This window comes from Streptomyces sp. NPDC023573, assembly GCF_055559735.1.
The window spans coordinates 137,376-153,509 of the sequence record NZ_JBVHKB010000013.1; the positions used below are offsets into that span (position 1 = coordinate 137,376).

The 16,134-nt window shown below is 69.5% G+C and carries 22 protein-coding genes; 7 read left to right on the top strand and 15 right to left on the bottom strand.

Annotation, left to right across the window (positions count from 1 at the left end):
* Positions 1–27 precede the first annotated feature (27 nt).
* The 14 genes from ACZ32T_RS32275 to ACZ32T_RS32340 all read right to left on the bottom strand — a co-directional run bounded on the left by ACZ32T_RS32275 (position 28) and on the right by ACZ32T_RS32340 (position 10,362).
* On the bottom strand, positions 28–1,839 hold the full coding sequence (locus ACZ32T_RS32275; RefSeq protein WP_467370676.1) for a serine/threonine-protein kinase: 1,812 nt from the start codon (positions 1,837–1,839) through the stop codon (positions 28–30).
* Between the two features lie 43 nt (positions 1,840–1,882).
* A complete protein-coding gene (locus ACZ32T_RS32280; RefSeq protein WP_467370678.1) occupies positions 1,883–3,562 on the bottom strand; it encodes an MFS transporter in 1,680 nt (559 codons plus the stop codon).
* A 184-nt stretch (positions 3,563–3,746) separates the two neighbouring features.
* Positions 3,747–4,415: a lytic polysaccharide monooxygenase auxiliary activity family 9 protein gene (locus tag ACZ32T_RS32285; protein ID WP_467270914.1), complete on the bottom strand. Its 669-nt coding sequence runs from the start codon at positions 4,413–4,415 to the stop codon at positions 3,747–3,749.
* A gap of 124 nt (positions 4,416–4,539) precedes the next feature.
* The gene (locus tag ACZ32T_RS32290) at positions 4,540–4,695 is read right to left on the bottom strand and encodes a DUF6131 family protein (RefSeq protein WP_167748664.1); all 156 of its coding nucleotides are present in this window, start codon (positions 4,693–4,695) and stop codon (positions 4,540–4,542) included.
* Between the two features lie 145 nt (positions 4,696–4,840).
* A complete protein-coding gene (locus ACZ32T_RS32295; protein ID WP_104782631.1) occupies positions 4,841–5,119 on the bottom strand; it encodes a gas vesicle protein K in 279 nt (92 codons plus the stop codon).
* The gene (locus ACZ32T_RS32300; protein WP_356710907.1) at positions 5,116–5,343 is read right to left on the bottom strand and encodes a gas vesicle protein; all 228 of its coding nucleotides are present in this window, start codon (positions 5,341–5,343) and stop codon (positions 5,116–5,118) included. Before ACZ32T_RS32300 ends, ACZ32T_RS32295 begins: the two co-directional genes overlap by 4 nt.
* Before the next feature lie 2 nt (positions 5,344–5,345).
* Complete coding sequence (locus ACZ32T_RS32305; protein ID WP_467370680.1) at positions 5,346–6,164, bottom strand: GvpL/GvpF family gas vesicle protein; 819 nt, start codon at positions 6,162–6,164, stop codon at positions 5,346–5,348.
* Between the two features lie 22 nt (positions 6,165–6,186).
* Complete coding sequence (locus ACZ32T_RS32310) at positions 6,187–6,519, bottom strand: gas vesicle protein (protein WP_467270919.1); 333 nt, start codon at positions 6,517–6,519, stop codon at positions 6,187–6,189.
* Positions 6,516–7,640 (bottom strand): SRPBCC family protein, encoded by a 1,125-nt coding sequence (locus ACZ32T_RS32315; RefSeq protein WP_467370682.1) that lies wholly within the window; start codon positions 7,638–7,640, stop codon positions 6,516–6,518. Before ACZ32T_RS32315 ends, ACZ32T_RS32310 begins: the two co-directional genes overlap by 4 nt.
* A gap of 6 nt (positions 7,641–7,646) precedes the next feature.
* Positions 7,647–8,546 carry a histone protein gene (locus tag ACZ32T_RS32320; protein WP_467370685.1) on the bottom strand — a complete coding sequence of 300 codons (900 nt, stop codon included), beginning with the start codon at positions 8,544–8,546 and terminating at the stop codon, positions 7,647–7,649.
* Positions 8,547–8,553: 7 nt separating this feature from the next.
* A complete protein-coding gene (locus tag ACZ32T_RS32325) occupies positions 8,554–8,808 on the bottom strand; it encodes a gas vesicle protein GvpG (protein WP_362930336.1) in 255 nt (84 codons plus the stop codon).
* Between the two features lies 1 nt (position 8,809).
* Positions 8,810–9,559: a GvpL/GvpF family gas vesicle protein gene (locus ACZ32T_RS32330; RefSeq protein WP_467370689.1), complete on the bottom strand. Its 750-nt coding sequence runs from the start codon at positions 9,557–9,559 to the stop codon at positions 8,810–8,812.
* A gap of 3 nt (positions 9,560–9,562) precedes the next feature.
* On the bottom strand, positions 9,563–10,009 hold the full coding sequence (gene gvpJ, locus ACZ32T_RS32335) for a gas vesicle protein GvpJ (RefSeq protein WP_467270928.1): 447 nt from the start codon (positions 10,007–10,009) through the stop codon (positions 9,563–9,565).
* Between the two features lie 32 nt (positions 10,010–10,041).
* The gene (locus ACZ32T_RS32340) at positions 10,042–10,362 is read right to left on the bottom strand and encodes a gas vesicle protein GvpO (protein ID WP_467270930.1); all 321 of its coding nucleotides are present in this window, start codon (positions 10,360–10,362) and stop codon (positions 10,042–10,044) included.
* A 123-nt stretch (positions 10,363–10,485) separates the two neighbouring features.
* Between ACZ32T_RS32340 and ACZ32T_RS32345 the strand changes: the two genes are divergently transcribed.
* The 5 genes from ACZ32T_RS32345 to ACZ32T_RS32365 all read left to right on the top strand — a co-directional run bounded on the left by ACZ32T_RS32345 (position 10,486) and on the right by ACZ32T_RS32365 (position 13,962).
* Entirely contained in the window at positions 10,486–10,929 is a 444-nt protein-coding gene (locus ACZ32T_RS32345) for a hypothetical protein (protein WP_467270932.1), read from the top strand.
* Positions 10,930–10,931: 2 nt separating this feature from the next.
* Positions 10,932–11,942, top strand: a complete 1,011-nt coding sequence (locus ACZ32T_RS32350) for a PHP domain-containing protein (RefSeq protein WP_467370692.1) — start codon at positions 10,932–10,934, stop codon at positions 11,940–11,942.
* A gap of 111 nt (positions 11,943–12,053) precedes the next feature.
* Positions 12,054–13,016: an iron-containing redox enzyme family protein gene (locus ACZ32T_RS32355; RefSeq protein ID WP_467370693.1), complete on the top strand. Its 963-nt coding sequence runs from the start codon at positions 12,054–12,056 to the stop codon at positions 13,014–13,016.
* Positions 13,017–13,067: 51 nt separating this feature from the next.
* Entirely contained in the window at positions 13,068–13,751 is a 684-nt protein-coding gene (locus ACZ32T_RS32360) for a HemK2/MTQ2 family protein methyltransferase (RefSeq protein WP_467270938.1), read from the top strand.
* On the top strand, positions 13,735–13,962 hold the full coding sequence (locus tag ACZ32T_RS32365) for a CDGSH iron-sulfur domain-containing protein (protein ID WP_467270940.1): 228 nt from the start codon (positions 13,735–13,737) through the stop codon (positions 13,960–13,962). Before ACZ32T_RS32360 ends, ACZ32T_RS32365 begins: the two co-directional genes overlap by 17 nt.
* Positions 13,963–13,968: 6 nt before the next feature.
* Here the strand turns inward: ACZ32T_RS32365 and ACZ32T_RS32370 are convergent, their stop codons facing one another.
* Positions 13,969–15,207, bottom strand: a complete 1,239-nt coding sequence (locus tag ACZ32T_RS32370) for an FUSC family protein (protein ID WP_467270942.1) — start codon at positions 15,205–15,207, stop codon at positions 13,969–13,971.
* Positions 15,208–15,334: 127 nt separating this feature from the next.
* Here ACZ32T_RS32370 and ACZ32T_RS32375 point away from each other — a divergent pair, with 127 nt between their 5' ends.
* Together ACZ32T_RS32375 and ACZ32T_RS32380 are read left to right on the top strand one after the other, a co-directional pair.
* Positions 15,335–15,517, top strand: coding sequence for a hypothetical protein (locus ACZ32T_RS32375; protein ID WP_104782654.1), 183 nt, complete (start codon positions 15,335–15,337; stop codon positions 15,515–15,517).
* Complete coding sequence (locus ACZ32T_RS32380) at positions 15,514–16,128, top strand: HhH-GDP family DNA glycosylase (RefSeq protein ID WP_467270944.1); 615 nt, start codon at positions 15,514–15,516, stop codon at positions 16,126–16,128. The genes ACZ32T_RS32375 and ACZ32T_RS32380 overlap by 4 nt, the downstream gene beginning before the upstream one ends.
* The last annotated feature ends 6 nt before the right edge of the window (positions 16,129–16,134 follow it).

Sequence of the window (16,134 nt, forward strand, 5' to 3'; positions counted from 1 at the left end):
CACCCCGCCGCCCGCCGGTGCGGCCCGTCAGACGCCCGCGTTGCGCCAGACCGTCAGGTCCAGAGTCATGTACTTGCTCGGTGAGTCCTCTGCCGAGAAGCCCTGCACCGTCACGAGACCGATGTGGCCGCTGCCCGTGAACACACAGACCTGACGGCCCTTCGACAGTTTCTCGGTGTCGATGTTCTCGGTGAACCTGGTGTCCGCCCGGCACGCCTCGAGCGAACCCTCCTGGGACGGGTCGAGCAGCACCAGCTTTCCGTCGGTGCTCTCCGCGTCGAGGTATCCGCCCGTGTCGTAGGAGAGTTCGTACCCGGCGTCCTCGCCTTCCTGGGGCCGTACGTCCTCGTCAGCGAGGGTCAGGTGGTAGCCGGCGGTGAGGTCGATGCCGTTGTACTCGGCGGGCTCGGGGGCCGGCTTCTCCTCCGCGTCGTCGTCCGGGGTGTCCGCGGGCTTCGCGTCCGGTGCCGGCGCCCCGCTCGCGGTCTCCTTCTGCCCACCCTGGGGCGAACTCCCGCCCTGCGTCCGCTTCTCGTCGTCCTTGCTCAGCAGGTAGGCCGTGCCACCGCCCGCGATGCCGAAGACCAGCGCGGCCGCGAAAGCGATGAGCAGGGCGCGCCTGCCCGTGCCCTTCTTCGGCGCGGCGGCCTGGTTCACAGGGGCGGGCACGGGATGCCCGGCCGCGGGATACGACTGCGAAGGCGAGGGGTGCTGGGTGGGTGCGTAGGCGTGGCCCTGCGCACCGGACGGCTGCGTGGGGTGCTGCGGCTGATGGGGCGGGTAGGGCTGCGGCGGCCCGAATCCCGGGGGCGGCGTGGCCGGGACCCGCGTGACCGGTGCCGGGGAGGCGGGCGCGGTGGGAGAGTACGCCGCTCCCGGGGCGGTGGCCGGGGGCGGTGGGGTCTGGACCGGAGCGGGAGCGGCCGCGCGCACGGTGATGTCGGCGGCCACCGGCGCGGGAAGCCAGTCCTCGGGCCGGCGCAGGACCGTCTCCGCGTTCGCGGTGCGGCACAGTTCGATGATCTCGGCGATCGACGGCCTGCCCGCGGGGTCCTTGGTGAGGCAACGGGTGACGAGCTCCGTGAGCCGCTCCGGGACCGCGGTGAGGTCCGGTTCCTCGTGCACGATCCGGTAGAGCACTCCGTGCGAGGTCCCCTCGCCGAAGGCCGGGGCGCCCGTCGCCGCGTACGCCGCCACCTGGCCGAGGGCGAAGATGTCGGTGGCCGGGGTCACCTTGCGCCCGGCGGCCTGTTCGGGTGCCATGAACGACGGCGTGCCGATGGTCACCCCGCTGCCGGTGAGGGAGGTCGCGTCGGCCGCGTAGGCGATGCCGAAGTCGATGACCCGGGGACCGTCGGCGGCGAGCAGCACGTTGGAGGGTTTCAGGTCGCGGTGGACGATGCCCGCGCCGTGGATGACATGGAGGGCCTCCGCCATGCCCGCGATCAGCAGGAGCACCGCCTGTACGGGCAGTGCGCCGTGCGCGGCGACCGCGTCGGCGAGGGAGGGGCCGGGCACGTACGCGGTCGCGAGCCACGGCTGCGTGCCCTCGGTGTCGGCGTCGATCACGGGCGCGGTGAAGAGTCCCTGCACCCGCTGCGCGGACTGCACTTCCTGGGCGAAGCGGCGCCTGAATTCCGCGTCCTCGCCGAATTCCGGGCGGATCACCTTGATCGCCACGGGCCGCCCGCCGGGCGTGTACGACAGGTAGACCTTGCCCATCCCGCCCGCGCCGAGCTTGGCCGCGATCCGGTATCCGGCGATCGTGGCCGGGTCGTCCCCCGCCAGTGGCTGGAAGATCTGGGAGCCGTTGCCCCGGTCCTGCTGCTGACCACTCATCTACTTGTATCTCCCCCGAAGGACACTGATGGCGAACGGCACCCTATCCAAGTGGAGGGGAACCTTCGCCTCCGTCTCGTTTCCGTGTCGGAACTCCGGCGTCGCGTGCGTCGCCGGCGCGGCCCGGATCCGCGTCCACTCCGCCCCCGGCCGGCTCCGGAGCGTCCTGCTCGGCCACGGGCGGGCCCATGGCCCCGCCGCCCCGCAGGCGTTCAAGGTCGGAGGACCGGACCTGGATGACCAGCAGAGCCACCAGAGCCGCGACGACGGAGAAGACGGCGGCGGCGATGAACGCGCTGGAGACACCGGAGGCCAGGACCTGGTCACCCCACGGCGCCGGGAGCTCACCCGTTCTGCGGAACTCGAGCTGCTGCGCGGGAGTCGCCTCGGCCAGGAAACGAGGTATCTGATCCGTCGCCTCGTCGCGGCTGGCCGTGCCGAAGACCGTGACCAGGATGGACAGCCCCAGGGAACCGCCGACCTGCTGGGTGGCGTTGAGGACTCCGGACGCGGCCCCCGCTTCTCTCGGCGCCACACCCGAGACCGCCATCAGCGTCAGTGACACGAACTGCATGCCCATACCGAACCCGAAGACCAGGATGGGGCCGAGGATGCTGCCCAGGTAGGTGCTGTGGACATCGGTCTGCGTGAGCCAGGCGAGTCCCACAGCGGCCAGGATCGCGCCCGCCACCATGAAGGGCTTGGGGCCCCACCGGGGCAGCAGCCGTGAGGCGAGACCGGCGCTGATGGCGATGATCGCGCTCACGGGCAGGAAGGCAAGACCGGCGCGCAGCGGGCTGAAGTCGAGGATGTTCTGGACGAAGAGGGTCAGGAAGAAGAACATGCCGAACATGGCGGCGGCCAGGCTCAGCATCATCGCGTAGGCACCGGAGCGGTTTCGGTCGCTGAACATGCGCAGGGGCGTGATGGGCTGCCTCGACCGGCGCTCGACGGCCAGGAAGGCCAGGAGGAAGACCACGGCGGCGCCGAAGGAGGCGATGGTCAGGCTGTCGCTCCAGCCGTCCTCGGAGGCCCGGATGAAGCCGTAGACGAGCAGCACCATGCCCAGGGTCGAGGTGAGGGCCCCGAGGAGGTCGAAGTGACCGGGGTGCCGCTCGGACTCCTTGATGTGGCGGGGCGTTCCGAGAGCGATCAGCAGGCCGATGGGTATGTTGACGAAGAGCACCCAGCGCCAGTCGAGCCACTCGACCAGCAGACCGCCGGCGAGCAGACCGATCGCGCTGCCGCCCGCCGACACCGCGGCGAACACGCCGAACGCCCGGTTCCGCTCGGGTCCTTCGCGAAAGGTCGTGGTGATGAGGGAGAGCGCGGTCGGTGAGGCGATCGCCCCGCCGACCCCCTGCAGGGCACGCGCCGCGAGCAGTTGCCAGGAATCCTGCGAGAGGCCGCCCAGCAGCGATGCCACCACGAAGAGCAGCACACCGAAGATGAAGACTCTGCGGCGCCCGAGTATGTCGCCCAGCCGCCCACCGAGCAGAAGCAGCCCGCCGAAGGTCAGGGTGTAGGCGTTGATCACCCACGACAGGCTCTCGGTCGAGAAACCGAGGGAGGACTGGATGTGCGGCAGGGCGATGTTCACGATGGTGACGTCAAGGACCACCATCAGCTGGCAGGAGGCGATGACGAGCAGGGCGATCCCGTTGCCGCGGCCCCGCTCGGGGGATCCGGCGACAGGCGCAGACTTCGCTTGCGATCCGGTCATAGCACTAGACGCCAAACAAGTCAGGGGAGAACGGAAACGTTCACTCATCGACGTTAGGACGGCACCGACCGGACCGCCAATCGATCACCTGACGGACGTACACACGCTCGACGCGCGGTGCCCGATGACCCCGCCGGCCAGGAACGGCCGACGAGGTCCGGGTCGGGAACGCGGTGGTTCAGGGTCAGGTGAAGTTCACGTCGCTGCAGAGGAAGTACGTCTGGTCCATGTGCGACGCCTGCCAGATCGTGTAGACCACATGACGGCCGCTGAGCCCCGAGGTGCTCACGGGAATCTCGTAGTTCTGACTGGGGGCGTAGCTGCCCGTCTCCGCGACCAGCTGCAGGTCAGCCCAGCCCAGCGCCTCCGTCGCGGGGTCGAATCCCTGCCGGGTCACGTACACCTGGAAGTAGTCGGCCCCGTGACTGGCCTGGTCGTACAGCTTCACGGTGAAGTCACCGGTGATGTCGGTGGTCTTCCACGCCCCCACGGTGTCGAGGGAGTTGTACCGACCGCTCTCCGCCCGGCCGCCACTGCACAGCTGGCCGTCGGGCACGGCAGCCGGGAAGTTGCCGCCGGATCCGTTGCGGTACAGCCCGTTCCAGTTCCACATGGCGTTCGGGTCGGCCTGCCACGCCTGCCAGCACATGGGATCTTCCTGCTCCATGGCCGGATTCTGGAAGTCGTCACCCCAGCGCAGCCAGCAGCCGTAGTTGCGGGAGGCCGGGTCGACGACGGAGCCGTGGGCGCTCGCGGTGCCTGTCCACGGGATGAGACAGAGAAGAGCGGCGACGAATACACCACCCAGACGCAGCACCCAGCCGCCTAAGTTGACGCGATCATGACAGATCATGATGTGATCTCCATTTCGACGGAACGCTCGAGGGGAGGTGGGGGGATCTCCACCGGCGTGGGAGCGCTCCCGCGCCACTTGGGCTTTGCCCCGCCACCTTCACCTCAAACATGCCGAGGTGACATCACCAGTAATGCCGGCGGCCTCCGACCGCGTGTCCCACGGCACCCAGGAGCCACAGGGCGAGCCCGATCACGAGCAGGATGATCCCGATGGTCCACAGGACGCCGACACCCGTCACCAGGCCGAGTATCAGAAGGATGGCTCCGATGATGATCATTGCTGCCTCCGGAACGAACACCTCGTGCAGACATTGTGCGCATATATGAGCATATGCCTTCGGGGCGGCAACGCCCAGACACAAGGTCATCCCAGTTGCTTCCGTGAACGCCCCGGGTTCCGCCTGCCTGGGTGGCGGGAGCACGTCAGTCGCGGGGCAGCAGGGTTCCCAGCGGGCCCAGGTCCAGGTTGAGGTCCTCGGGACGAACCCCGTGCTGTTCGCAGAGCTCAGCCATCCGCTGGTCGAGCAGCATGAGGGTGGTGCCGATCTCGTCCACCTGGCTGTCGGTGAGGTCCCCCTGATCGATACGCCGGATGGCCTGCCGCTCCATCAGCTGACGCAGCAGTTCCACCACCGTCAGCACCAAGGCGACGAGATCGCGCCCCAACTGGTCCGAGTCGACGTCGAGTCGTGAAGTGGTCACAGCGGGCCTCCGTCCGCCCAGGGAGCCGGAACGCGTTCGTTGACGGACGAGAGCAGGGCGTGAAGCGACAGCCGTACGAGCGGAACGTCCGCGATCGCGATCACCAGGTCACCGCTGATCACCACGCCCGTCGCCAGGACCCTGTCCAGCAGATCGACGAGCGGCACCCCGATGGGCCCACTCAATGGCTCGGGGTTGTCCCAGGGCACCACCTCGCGGTCCATCCCTACACCTCACCGACGAAGGAATACGGCACCCAGGGGCCGGAGATGTCGATCCCGGCGCCGGTCGCGTCCCTCAACGTCCGGGCGAGCTCCCGGAGTTCGGCTCCGCGGTGCTCCGCCACGAGGTACGTGGCGTTGAGCACCTGGACGCGTCCCTTCCCCGCGAGTTCGGGAGCGTGCAGCCTCAGACGGCGCCCGGCGGCGGCAAGGTTCCCGAAGGCCGCATCCACCGTTTCGGCGAGCCGGAGCGCGTCCTCATGCCGCTGTTCGCGCCGTGCCTGCACTCCACGCTTGCGTTCCAGATAGGCCAGACCGGCTCCGGGCGCCGGGCGGGCACGCGTCGCCGGCGTCTCCGGCCGGAGCGGAACGGGGCTCGGGCCGGACGCCGGGGAATCGGCCGCGTAGACCTTCACCCCCCATTCGGAGTGGCCCGCCGTCCGCTCCAGAGCGGTGCTGAACCGGACGGTCTCGTCGAGAAGGGCCTGCCGGGCCCGGTCCTCACCGTGGTAGAGAGTGGCGAGCGGGAGTGGGACGGTGGGGGACGTCGCGGCGGCTGCGGACACCACGTCGTGGTGCGCGCGGGCGTATCGCTCCAGCTCCTCCCGGTCCGACATACGGGCCTGCCACACCTCGTCCGTGAAATCGGCCGCGCGGACGGTCTGGACAACCGCCGTCAGCTCGCCGAAACGCAGCAGGCGCAGTGGTTCGCCGGCCGCGACACCCGGCAGGTCCGCGAACACCGCCGGATCCGGTGTGTCGCACACCGCGAATACGTAGAGGGCGCTTCTGTCCGAAGCCTGTCCGGGACCCCGCTCCGTCATGTGGTTCGATTCTCCCTGCTCATCAGTTGTCCGACGTCTCTTCCGTCTTGGACTCGAGCGCTTCCAGACGCTCACGCAGTTCACGGTTCTCGTCCAGGAGGGAGTCGCGGGCGGCGCGCGAACTCAGCGCGGGATCCGTCTCCCACCAGTCGATACCGGCCTTCTTCGCGGTATCGACGGAGGCCACGAAGAGGCGAAGCCTGATGGTGAGCAGCTCGATGTCGAGAAGGTCGATCTTGATGTCACCCGCGATGACGATGCCCTTGTCGAGGACGCGTTCGAGGATGTCCGCGAGGTTGGTGTTCGGCGGCCCCGGAATGGGATACGCCTCCGGCCCGACGTCGAGCTCGGTCACCTCGACGCCCTCCGTCCGCGTCGCCTGGGGGCGGGCTCCTCTTCTTCCTCTTCCTCTTCCTGTTCCTCTTCCTCGTCGTCTTCGGGCTCTTCGTCTTCGTCTTCTTCGTCTTCTTCGTCCTCGTCCTCGGGTTCCTCCTCGTCCTCGTACTCGTCCTCAGGCTCCTCCTCGTCCTCCTCGTCCTCCTCGTCCTCCTCGTGCTCCTCGTCCTCCTCGTCTTCCCCTTCTCCTTCCCCGTCCTCCTCGGGGCCCTCCTCGTCCTCGTCTTCCGAGTCCTCGGACTCCCCCTTCTCGGCTTCCTCCTTCTCCTCGGCCTCCTCGTGCGTCATGACGACTTCCCCGTCGCGGATCTCGCCGCGCCAGCCCTCGGGCTCCTCATCGGTGAGCGTCACGAATCGCTGGAAGTGTTTGAAATCGAGACGCATGCGCCGGCCCTGCACCCGCCACAGGTTGCCGGTCTTCTCGAAGAATCCCGAGGGGTAGTACTCGATCACGAGGACGATCCGGGTCAGGCTCGGCGCCAGTTCATGGAAACTGACACAACCGCGCGTGGAACCCTTGGCTCCCTCCGAGGTCCACACGATGCGGTCGTCCGGGATCTGCTCCTGGACCGTTGCCTTGAAACCGCGCGAGGAAGGGCCGATCTTCACCTTCCAGTCGCTCGACATCTCCTCATCCATCGAGACGCTCTGAACGCCCTTGGTGAAGCTGCCGAACTTGTCATAACGCGTCCAGTAGTCGTAGGCGTCCCTCAGTGGCACCCCCACGTCGAGGACCTCGATGATGTTCATCGATTTCCCCCCGCCGGACTGGCTCTTTCCCTTCCCGCCTCCGAACGTGTCCTTGGCCTTGTCCACGACTTTGTCCTTGACATTTCCTGCCTTCTCCGAGACGAAGGCCTTCACCGGGGAATCGCCCTGCATGACGCGAGAGGCGATCGACGGCAGCGAGCCGCCGTTCTCGGCGACATCGGTGAGCTGCCCCGTGAGACCCGTCAGCTTGTCACCGGCCTTCTGCGCGAGCTTCCCGGTCTGCGCGCCCACGAAGTTCGTGAGCTCCTCGCGAAGGCGGTCCATGCCCGAGGTTTCCGACTCGGGCTCGTCCTTGTCCGTCCTGGCCATAGCTGCCTACCTCCGCCGTGCGCCGCGCTGGGACGCGGTTCGCTTCGATGACGTCGCCTTCTTGCCTGAAGCGCTCTTCTTGGCCGACGACTTCTTGGCCGGAGCCGACTTCTTGGCAGGCGCTTTTCCGGCTGCGGACTTCTTCGCCGGTGCCGACTTCTTGGCCGCCGCCTTCTTCTGGGCCGGTGCCGCCTTCTTCGCTGCGGGCTTCTTCGCAGCAGTCTTCTTCGCAGCGGTCTTCTTGGCCGGTGCGGACTTCTTGGCCGGTTCGGCCTTTTTCGCCGGTGTCTTCTCGGCGGCAGCCTTCTTCGCAGCGGGCTGCTTCTTCGCCGCCTTCTTGTCGGCAGCCTCGTCGGAGGACCTGCCCCTGCGAGGGCTCGGCTTCGGCTCCTCCGGCTCCTCCTCGTCCTCCTCCGGTTCTTCTTCGTCGTCCTCTTCTTCTTCCTCGTCCTCTTCTTCGTCGTCCTGTTCCGGTTCTTCTTCCTCTTCGTCCTCCTCCGGCTGCTCTTCCTCGTCGTCGTACTCCTCGTCCTCAGGCTCGTCCTCGTCGTACTCGCCCTCGTACGCGTCCTCGTCCTCGTCCTCCTCGCCGGACTTCCCCAGCCGCGCCGTCCGGTCGCTGAGTGCATCGGCCAGTGAGTTCATGCCCCTGTCGGCCGCCGCTGTCAGTGCCTTTCTGCCGGAGTCGAGGACTTCGCCCTTCAACTGGTCCTGCAAATCGGCGAACTGCGGCATCTCGCCCAGCCGGCGCATGCCTTCGGCGGCGAGCTGGCGCGGCTCCAGGCCGAAGCGCCTGCCTGCCAGATAGGTCGCGACGGAGAGCGCCACGCGCCCCTTCTTCGTGCGACCGAGTACGTATCCGCCCACAACTGCTGCGGCGAGCGTCACCTTTGTCTGATCTTCCATGAGTAAGTCACCTTCGATGGTTCGGCGCGGGGCGGGCTTGTCCGGCATACAGCCGGTCGAGCAGCTCCGCCTCTTCCCGTTCGAACTCCTCCAGGCCGACGTTGCCGTCCTCCAGCTCCTGATTCAGCGCGGCGAGCTGTGCCCGGATCACACCCGGGTCGTGCAGCTCCCGGTCGGCCGCGTCGTTCACTTTCTCGGCGACCCAGATCACGCCGCGGACCGGCGCGAGGGGCAACAGGAGCAGGCCGGTGAACAGTCCCATCTCAGATCCTCGAGACCGTCGGCCGCGGAGCACGGGAGGGGACGAAGCTGTAGCAGGGCAGCGGACCCGCGACGCGAAGCTCGACGCGCTCCCTGTGCGCGTCGGCGAACCGCTGCGCCGTTGCCCGGAAGGCGTCGCTCTCCTCACGATCGACGAGAAACGACACGTTGAGCGCGCATCCGTGGACCTCTGGCCCCGGAGCCACCTCGCGGGCCATGGGCGTGAGCTGGTGGAGGAGCTTCTTCCCGGCCTCGGCCGCTCTGCGGGACAGCGCTGTCGCCACGGCCTCACCGAGACGGACGTTGGCCTCGTAGCCGGGGCGGCGGCGGACCTCGTCGCGCAGACGCCGTACGGTCTTCTCCTCGGCGACGACAGCCGCGAGGGCGTCCTGGGCGGGGAGCGCCTTCACGTTGATCTCCACGCCCCGGTCGAGGTGGTGGAGGGTCGCCAGGTGCTCGCGCTCCGATCCGGCCAGCTGGGCACGGACGGATGCCTCGTCCGCGGCGATCACGCCGAACCGCATGGGCAGCACGGGGCCACCGGCCGACAGGCGCAGCAGCAGTTCCTGGTGCGCCATCAGGTCCCGGCGGCGCGCCCGGAGTTGCCCCGGGGCGCCGCTCACAACCGCGGTGACACGCCCGTCACCGACCAGCCGCAGCCCGGCGGGAGGGCTGCCCACGCCGACCGCGTCGGCCGGGAGCTCCGCTCCCGCCGGGATGATCGCGTACACGTACACGCGGCTCTCGGTCACGGCTCACGCCTCCGCACGTTGGCGTCGGCTCGACCCCTCGCGGGCGGGCGCACGGCGCTTCCTCGGCCGCTCTTCCTTGTCGTCGTCGTCATCGTCACCGCTCCCCACCGCCTTGCGGACGGAGTCGCCGACGGACTCCGCCGCCTTGCGGACCTTGCGCTTGCCCACGGACTTGGCGGCACGTCCGCCGAGCAGCTCGGGGATGGTGGTACTGCCGGAGTCGCGCTCCAGGTCGAGCCTGTTGCACGCCTCGGCGAAGCGCAGGTAGGTGTCCACACTCGCGACGACGATGCGCGCGTCTATCTTGAGGATCTCGATGCCGACCAGCGACACCCGGATGAACACGTCGATGACCATGCCGCGGTCGAGGATGAGTTCCAGAACGTCGTAGAGCGTGCCGGCCCTGGGCGGGCACGGGGCGACTTCGTCGGCGTACATGGTCGTGGTCATGGAGCGTCCTTCCGGGTGAGAGGCGAAACGGGTCATTCGTCGGCGGAGCCACGCCGGTAGCGGCGGACTCTGCTGTACTCCACGAGTTCGCCCCGCTCATCGATCTGCACCTCGTAGGAGGCGAGCAGGCTCGTGGTGTCCGGGATGCGGGGTACTTCGAGCACGTCGACGACGACACACCAGCCGTCGTCGTTGCGCCGCACCGCCGAGACCCCCTCCGCGGGGTGGCAGATAAGTCTTTCCAGGCTCTCGCAGGCAGCACGGGCAGCGTGCTCGGGGCCGCGTCGGGACGAGGAGCGTGGGGCTGCCGTTTTCGTGGTGGGCCCGGATCGGGCGCGACGGTTCTCTGCCATGAGATCCAGTCTGATCAGAATCGGTCGCGCCGCACCTCGGCGGACGGGGGCGGCCGGGGAAGCTCTCACCCTTTCGCCGTTCCGGCGGGACGCATCGCCCGGGACGCGTGCACAGTCGTATGCATGAGTGAGAGCCCTGGCCCCGACGGGCCCGAGGAAGAGCACGTTCGGCCGTCCGGGGCCGACGACACGACCGTCGAGGCGCTCGGAGCGCTGACGGAGGCGTTGGAACGGGTGGAGCGCGCACGGGGGCAGCTCTACGGATTCCACCAGCTCACGGGCGGTGCGGACCTGACGCTGGACCGGGCGGTCGAACTGCTCCGGATGGGTGGTCACCCGGAGCAGGCCGACCTGGTGGAGCGGGAGATCCTGGGCCGCAACGTCATCCCCGGCTGCTGGACCTTTCAGATCGTGGAGGCGTACGACGACACGTACTACCGGCCGTTCGTCGCGGTCGAGGAGCGGGTGCGCCGGGAGCTCGTGGGTGGGCGGCGCCATCTCTACGAGGCCGAGATGAAGGAAGCCCGCCGTACGCACGGGCATCCTCACCACACCGCGCGGCCCTGACGATGGATCCGGCAGACGCGCTGCGGCGGATCGCGTTCCTCCTGGAGCGGTCCCAGGCGGCCACGTACAGGGTGAAGGCCTTCCGCACGGCGGCGGAGGCGATCAGCTCCATGGACGGCGAGGAGGTCGCCCAACGGGTGGCGCACGGTTCCCTGGGGACGGTTCGCGGCATCGGGCCGAAGACGGCCAAGGTGATCCGTGAAGCGGTGGAGGGGGCGACGCCCGGGTATCTCGACGTGCTGGAGGAAGAGGCGTCCGTACCGTTGGCCTCCGGCGGCGAGGCGCTCCTCGCGGCCCTTCGCGGGGACTGCCATCTGCACTCGGACTGGTCCGACGGGGGGAGCCCGATCGAGGAGATGGGCCGGACGGCGGCCGGGCTGGGCCATGAGTGGGCGGTGCTCACGGACCACTCCCCCAGGCTGACCGTGGCCAACGGGCTCTCGACCGAGCGCCTCCTCGACCAGCTGTCCGTCGTGGCGGAGCTCAACGAGCGGTGGGCGCCCTTCCGTCTGCTCACCGGGATCGAGTGCGACATCCTCGACGACGGCTCGCTGGACCAGGACCCCGACGTGCTGGAGCGGCTCGACGTGGTGGTGGTGTCGGTCCATTCGAAGCTGCGCATGGACGCGGGCGCGATGACGGAGCGGATGCTGGCCGCCGTACGCAATCCGCACGCGGACATCCTGGGGCACTGCACAGGCCGGCTCCTCGGCGGGAAGAAGCGTCCGCAATCGGAGTTCGACGCGGACCGGGTATTCGCGGCGTGTGCCGAGGCCGGGACGGCTGTGGAGATCAACTGCCGGCCGGAGCGGCTCGATCCCCCGCGCGACCTGCTCCGGCAGGCGGTCGCGTCGGGTGCCCTCCTCTCGATCGACACCGACGCGCACGCCCCTGGGCAGCTGGACTGGCAGGTCTACGGGTGTGCGCGGGCGGAGGAGTGCGGAGTACCCGTGGACCGCGTGATCACCACCTGGCCCGTGGAACGGCTCCTGGACTGGGCAGCGCGGACATAGGGCACCTCTGAGGGCCGCATCCCTGCGGACAGGCCGGTCGGGGGCGTTCGGCGTACAGTCGATCACGGTTGTCCGTGTGACTCCGGGGCATGCCGGGGCAGGAGGAAAACCATGTCACGTCAACGCACAGGACCTTCACTTCCACGAGGACGCGGCGCGCTGTCCGCAGGGGTCATCGGCTACCTGCGGGACGGCGGCGTTCTGCCGGACCCGGATGCCGCCAGGACTGCCGAGCCCTACGGCGACGACCTGCAGCTCGCTCTGTACGTCTGCTACGAGCTGCATTACCGCGGGTTCAGCGGCGTCCGCCCCGAAGCGGAGTGGGACCCGCCCCTGCTCGCCGTACGCGCAGCTCTGGAGGACCGCTTCCTGACGGCTCTCCGGCGCGACGCCCCGGTGGACGCGAGCCTGGACGAGGTCCTGGACGGCCTGCTCGTCGAGCCGGTCCGCGGATCCGGTGTCTCGTGGTTCCTCCAGGACCGGGGCGAGCTGCGCCATCTGCGCGACTACGCGGTGCAGCGTTCGCTGTACCACCTCAAGGAGGCCGACCCGCACGCCTGGGTGCTGCCCCGGCTCAGTGGACGGGCGAAGGCGGGCATGGCGGCGATCGAGTACGACGAGTTCGGCGCCGGGCGCGCCGACCGCGTCCACGCATCGCTGTTCGCCGGTCTCATGACGGATCTGGGCCTCGACACGGCGTACGGCCGCTATCTGGACGAGGGCTGCGCACCCATGCTGGCCCTGGTGAACGTCATGTCGCTCTTCGGCCTGCACCGCCGGCTGCGCGGTGCCCTGGTGGGTCACTTCGCGGCTGTCGAGATCACCTCGTCCCCCGCGTCCCGGCGCCTCGCCGACGCGATGAAGCGCACGGGCGCGGGCCCCGCGGCGGAGTTCTTCTACACCGAGCACGTCGAAGCGGACGCGGTGCACGAGCAGGTGGTGCGCCGCGAGGTGATCGGCGGTCTGCTCGAGGACGAACCCGGACTGGCGGCCGACATCGCGTTCGGCATCACCGCCACCTCATTTCTCGAGGACCGGCTCGGCGACCGGCTGCTCGCGGACTGGCAGGCCTGAACCACCGCCCTGGTCCGCACCCCGCCGGCGAAGCACCGAATGGAGTCGCAGATGTCAGCAGACATGGCCGAGGACACCCGTAACACCCGTTTGATGACCCTTCCCGGGGTGTACGCGCCCCAGCACGACACTCTCCTGCTCATGGCGGCACTGAACCGGGAGGACATCGGCCCGGGCACCGAGGTCCTGGATGTCGGCACGGGCAGCGGCGCCCTCGCCCTGCACGCCGCCCGGCGCGGAGCGCTGGTGACGGCCGTGGACGTCGCGTGGCGGGCCGTGGCGACGGCCCGGCTGAACGCGCTGTTGCACCGCCGGCGCATCACCGTGCGGCGGAGCGATCTCCTCTCGGCCGTGCCCGGCCGGTCCTACGACCTGGTGATCTGTAATCCCCCCTATGTGCCGTCCCCCCTGGGCCGGCTTCCCGGGCGCGGTGCGGCGCGGGCCTGGGAAGCCGGGCGCGACGGCCGGGCCGTCCTGGACAGGATCTGTGAGACCGCGCCGGCGGCGCTGCGCCCCGGCGGGCGCCTCCTCCTCGTGCACTCCGGCCTGTGCGACAGCGAAGTGACTCTTCAGCGCCTTTCGGATGCCGGGATGCGGGCTCATGTCAGCGACCGCGCCCTGGTGCCCCTCGGGCCCGTGCTGCGCTCCAGACTGCGGTGGCTCCGGGCGACGGGGCTGATGGACGAGGCGGAGACGGCGGAGGAACTGGTGGTCATCCGTGCCGAACGAGTCTGAACGCCCGTGCCGGATCACTCTCGGCGACGAGGGCCCTCTTCTGGTCGAGGGGCCGGTGGAGATCACCTGCGCGGACGGGAGTGTGGCAGTGTCGGACCGGTTCGTCGTGGCCGTCTGCATGTGCCGTCGCAGCCGGATGTATCCGTGGTGCGACACCAGCCACCGGCGCCGGACGCGTCCCGGCGGGGAGGGACGCCGTCCGGCGGACTGAGCCCCCTCACTCGCCCGCCGGCGGACGCGTCCGCCTGACCCCGCGCAGTCGGCGTGAGACCTCGCGCAGGCGGGGGTGGCGCTCGTGGGCCTCGGCGGAGCGGCGGTCCAGTTCCTCGGCCAGACGCTCCGTGCGCTTGTCGATGTCGAGTTCGTCGAGGATGCGGTCGACCTCGGCGAGCAGTGCCCCGTGCAACTGCCACTGCCTCGGGTGTTCCTGGACGTCTTCGAGCAGCAGATCCGCCACGCGGTCGCGTGTCGTGCGGCTCCGGGCGAGAGCGTCGGCCAGGCGCTCCTCGGCCTCCTCGCCGCTCTCGGCCATCGGTGTGGTGATCATCAGCGCGAACCCCTCGATGGCGTCGGACATGTGTCCGAAGAGCTCCCTGAGGTCCGTGGCCACGTCCTCGGGGAAGAGCGCCTCGTCGGTCCGCGCCTTGGCGAGGTCGGTCAGCGTGCGTGTCAGGACGCGCAGCACCACGGCGCAGATCTCCAGTGTGTCGAGCCCGGTCCGCAGGACGACGCGGTAGAGCAGTCCCTGCTTGACGCGGGGGTTGAGCATCAGGCTCTCCTCGGCCTGCCGCAGGGATGCGTCGACCTCCACGATGTCGTGGTCCAGACGGCGGGCCTCGTGGAGCCGGGCGGCGGCCTCCCGTACGGGGTGGTTGCCGCCGATCTCGTCGCCGAGTGCCTTGAACATCTTGCCCATCCGCTCCCCCAGGCCGCCGATGGAGGAGCCCGCCGACTCGACCCATACGGGCGGTGCCAGCAGGAGGTTGAAGAGGAGGCCGACGCCGGCGCCGATCAGCGTCTCCAGCACGCGCTCCCATGCCGTGTCCGCGACCTGCGCGACGCCGAGGACCAGCATCGCGCTGATGGCCACCTCGGGCACGAACTCGTTGACCCGTACCAGCCGCCCGATCAGCAGGGAGGTGAAGATGGTCAGGCCCAGGGTCCACCAGCTGAGGCCCACCAGGGAGCTGAACCCGCTGGCGATCAGGACCCCGACGACGACGGCGTTCACACGCCGGATCCCGGTGGTGAGTGTGGCGTAGAGCGTCACCTGCACCACGAGAAGGGCGGTCAGAGGGGCTGTGAGTGGTGCGGGGTGCGGTTCGGGCAGCACGGTCTGGGCCACGGCGAAGGCGATGACGGCCGCCGCCGTCGACCGCAGTGTCTGGGCCGCGGCCGGTTCGGTGGTGCGCTGGACGAGTTTGACTACGGGCTCGGGCGTGGAAACTGCAGGCATTCCTTGACGGTGCCCCGTTCCACGCCACCGCAGCGCTTCGGGGGCCGGTCGGACTCCGTACGGACGTACGCGTGACCCCTTCGGCACCGGCCTCGCGGGGACGGGCGCCCGGGGGGAAGGTGGATACATGGCTATCTCACTCACGCCCCCCACGGAGACACCTCCGGCCGAGGGCTGCATAAGCGAAGCGCACGTCGAACGCGCCGACGGAGGCATCTGGGAACACCCGGTCTTCTGGGCCGCCGTGGTGCTGCTCGGCTCACTCGTCGTCGCCGGTTACTTCATCGCGCGGATCTTCGGGTTCACGTGAGTGCCCGCCGGACCCTGGAGGAGCTGCTGGAACGGCACGGCACCACATACGCCACCGAGGCGGGCATCCGGCTGCGTGACACTCCCCAGCCCTTGTACCAGCTGCTCGTCCTGAGCCATCTGCTGAGCGCGCGGATCCGCGCGCAGGTGGCGGTGGCCGCGGCGCGGGCGCTCTTCTCGCACCGGCTGCGGACTCCGCGCCGTATGGCCGACGCCACGTGGCAGGAGCGCGTCGACGCACTCGGCGAGGGCGGCTACCGCCGGTACGACGAACGGACGGCGACCCAGCTGGGGGACGGTGCCCAGCTCCTGCTCGACGAGTACGGCGGTGACCTACGGCGGCTGCGCCGGAAGACCGACGGCGACGTGGACGCCCTGCGGTCCGGGCTCCGCCGCTTTCCCGGCATAGGGCCTGCGGGCGCCGACATCTTCCTGCGCGAGGTGCAGACGGTGTGGCCCGAGGCGTCGCCCTACCTGGACGCGAAGGCGCTTCAGGGGGCGGAACGGCTGGGCCTGCCCACCACGCCGGACAAGATCGCCCGGCTGGCGAAGGACCAGGACCCGGCCGTGGTCGCCGCGGCACTGGTGCGGGGCGCGCTGGACAAGGGCTGAGCGGAC

Excerpts from the sequence above, each read along its gene's own strand:
- ACZ32T_RS32275 (WP_467370676.1), bottom strand. The coding sequence starts at position 1,839 with ATGAGTGGTCAGCAGCAGGACCGGGGCAACGGCTCCCAGATCTTCCAG.
- ACZ32T_RS32280 (WP_467370678.1), bottom strand. The coding sequence starts at position 3,562 with ATGACCGGATCGCAAGCGAAGTCTGCGCCTGTCGCCGGATCCCCCGAG.
- ACZ32T_RS32285 (WP_467270914.1), bottom strand. The coding sequence starts at position 4,415 with ATGATCTGTCATGATCGCGTCAACTTAGGCGGCTGGGTGCTGCGTCTG.
- ACZ32T_RS32290 (WP_167748664.1), bottom strand. The coding sequence starts at position 4,695 with ATGATCATCATCGGAGCCATCCTTCTGATACTCGGCCTGGTGACGGGT.
- ACZ32T_RS32300 (WP_356710907.1), bottom strand. The coding sequence starts at position 5,343 with ATGGACCGCGAGGTGGTGCCCTGGGACAACCCCGAGCCATTGAGTGGG.
- ACZ32T_RS32305 (WP_467370680.1), bottom strand. The coding sequence starts at position 6,164 with ATGACGGAGCGGGGTCCCGGACAGGCTTCGGACAGAAGCGCCCTCTAC.
- ACZ32T_RS32315 (WP_467370682.1), bottom strand. The coding sequence starts at position 7,640 with ATGGCCAGGACGGACAAGGACGAGCCCGAGTCGGAAACCTCGGGCATG.
- ACZ32T_RS32320 (WP_467370685.1), bottom strand. The coding sequence starts at position 8,546 with ATGGAAGATCAGACAAAGGTGACGCTCGCCGCAGCAGTTGTGGGCGGA.
- ACZ32T_RS32325 (WP_362930336.1), bottom strand. The coding sequence starts at position 8,808 with ATGGGACTGTTCACCGGCCTGCTCCTGTTGCCCCTCGCGCCGGTCCGC.
- gvpJ (WP_467270928.1), bottom strand. The coding sequence starts at position 10,009 with ATGACCACGACCATGTACGCCGACGAAGTCGCCCCGTGCCCGCCCAGG.
- ACZ32T_RS32340 (WP_467270930.1), bottom strand. The coding sequence starts at position 10,362 with ATGGCAGAGAACCGTCGCGCCCGATCCGGGCCCACCACGAAAACGGCA.
- ACZ32T_RS32345 (WP_467270932.1), top strand. The coding sequence starts at position 10,486 with ATGAGTGAGAGCCCTGGCCCCGACGGGCCCGAGGAAGAGCACGTTCGG.
- ACZ32T_RS32350 (WP_467370692.1), top strand. The coding sequence starts at position 10,932 with ATGGATCCGGCAGACGCGCTGCGGCGGATCGCGTTCCTCCTGGAGCGG.
- ACZ32T_RS32355 (WP_467370693.1), top strand. The coding sequence starts at position 12,054 with ATGTCACGTCAACGCACAGGACCTTCACTTCCACGAGGACGCGGCGCG.
- ACZ32T_RS32360 (WP_467270938.1), top strand. The coding sequence starts at position 13,068 with ATGTCAGCAGACATGGCCGAGGACACCCGTAACACCCGTTTGATGACC.
- ACZ32T_RS32370 (WP_467270942.1), bottom strand. The coding sequence starts at position 15,207 with ATGCCTGCAGTTTCCACGCCCGAGCCCGTAGTCAAACTCGTCCAGCGC.
- ACZ32T_RS32375 (WP_104782654.1), top strand. The coding sequence starts at position 15,335 with ATGGCTATCTCACTCACGCCCCCCACGGAGACACCTCCGGCCGAGGGC.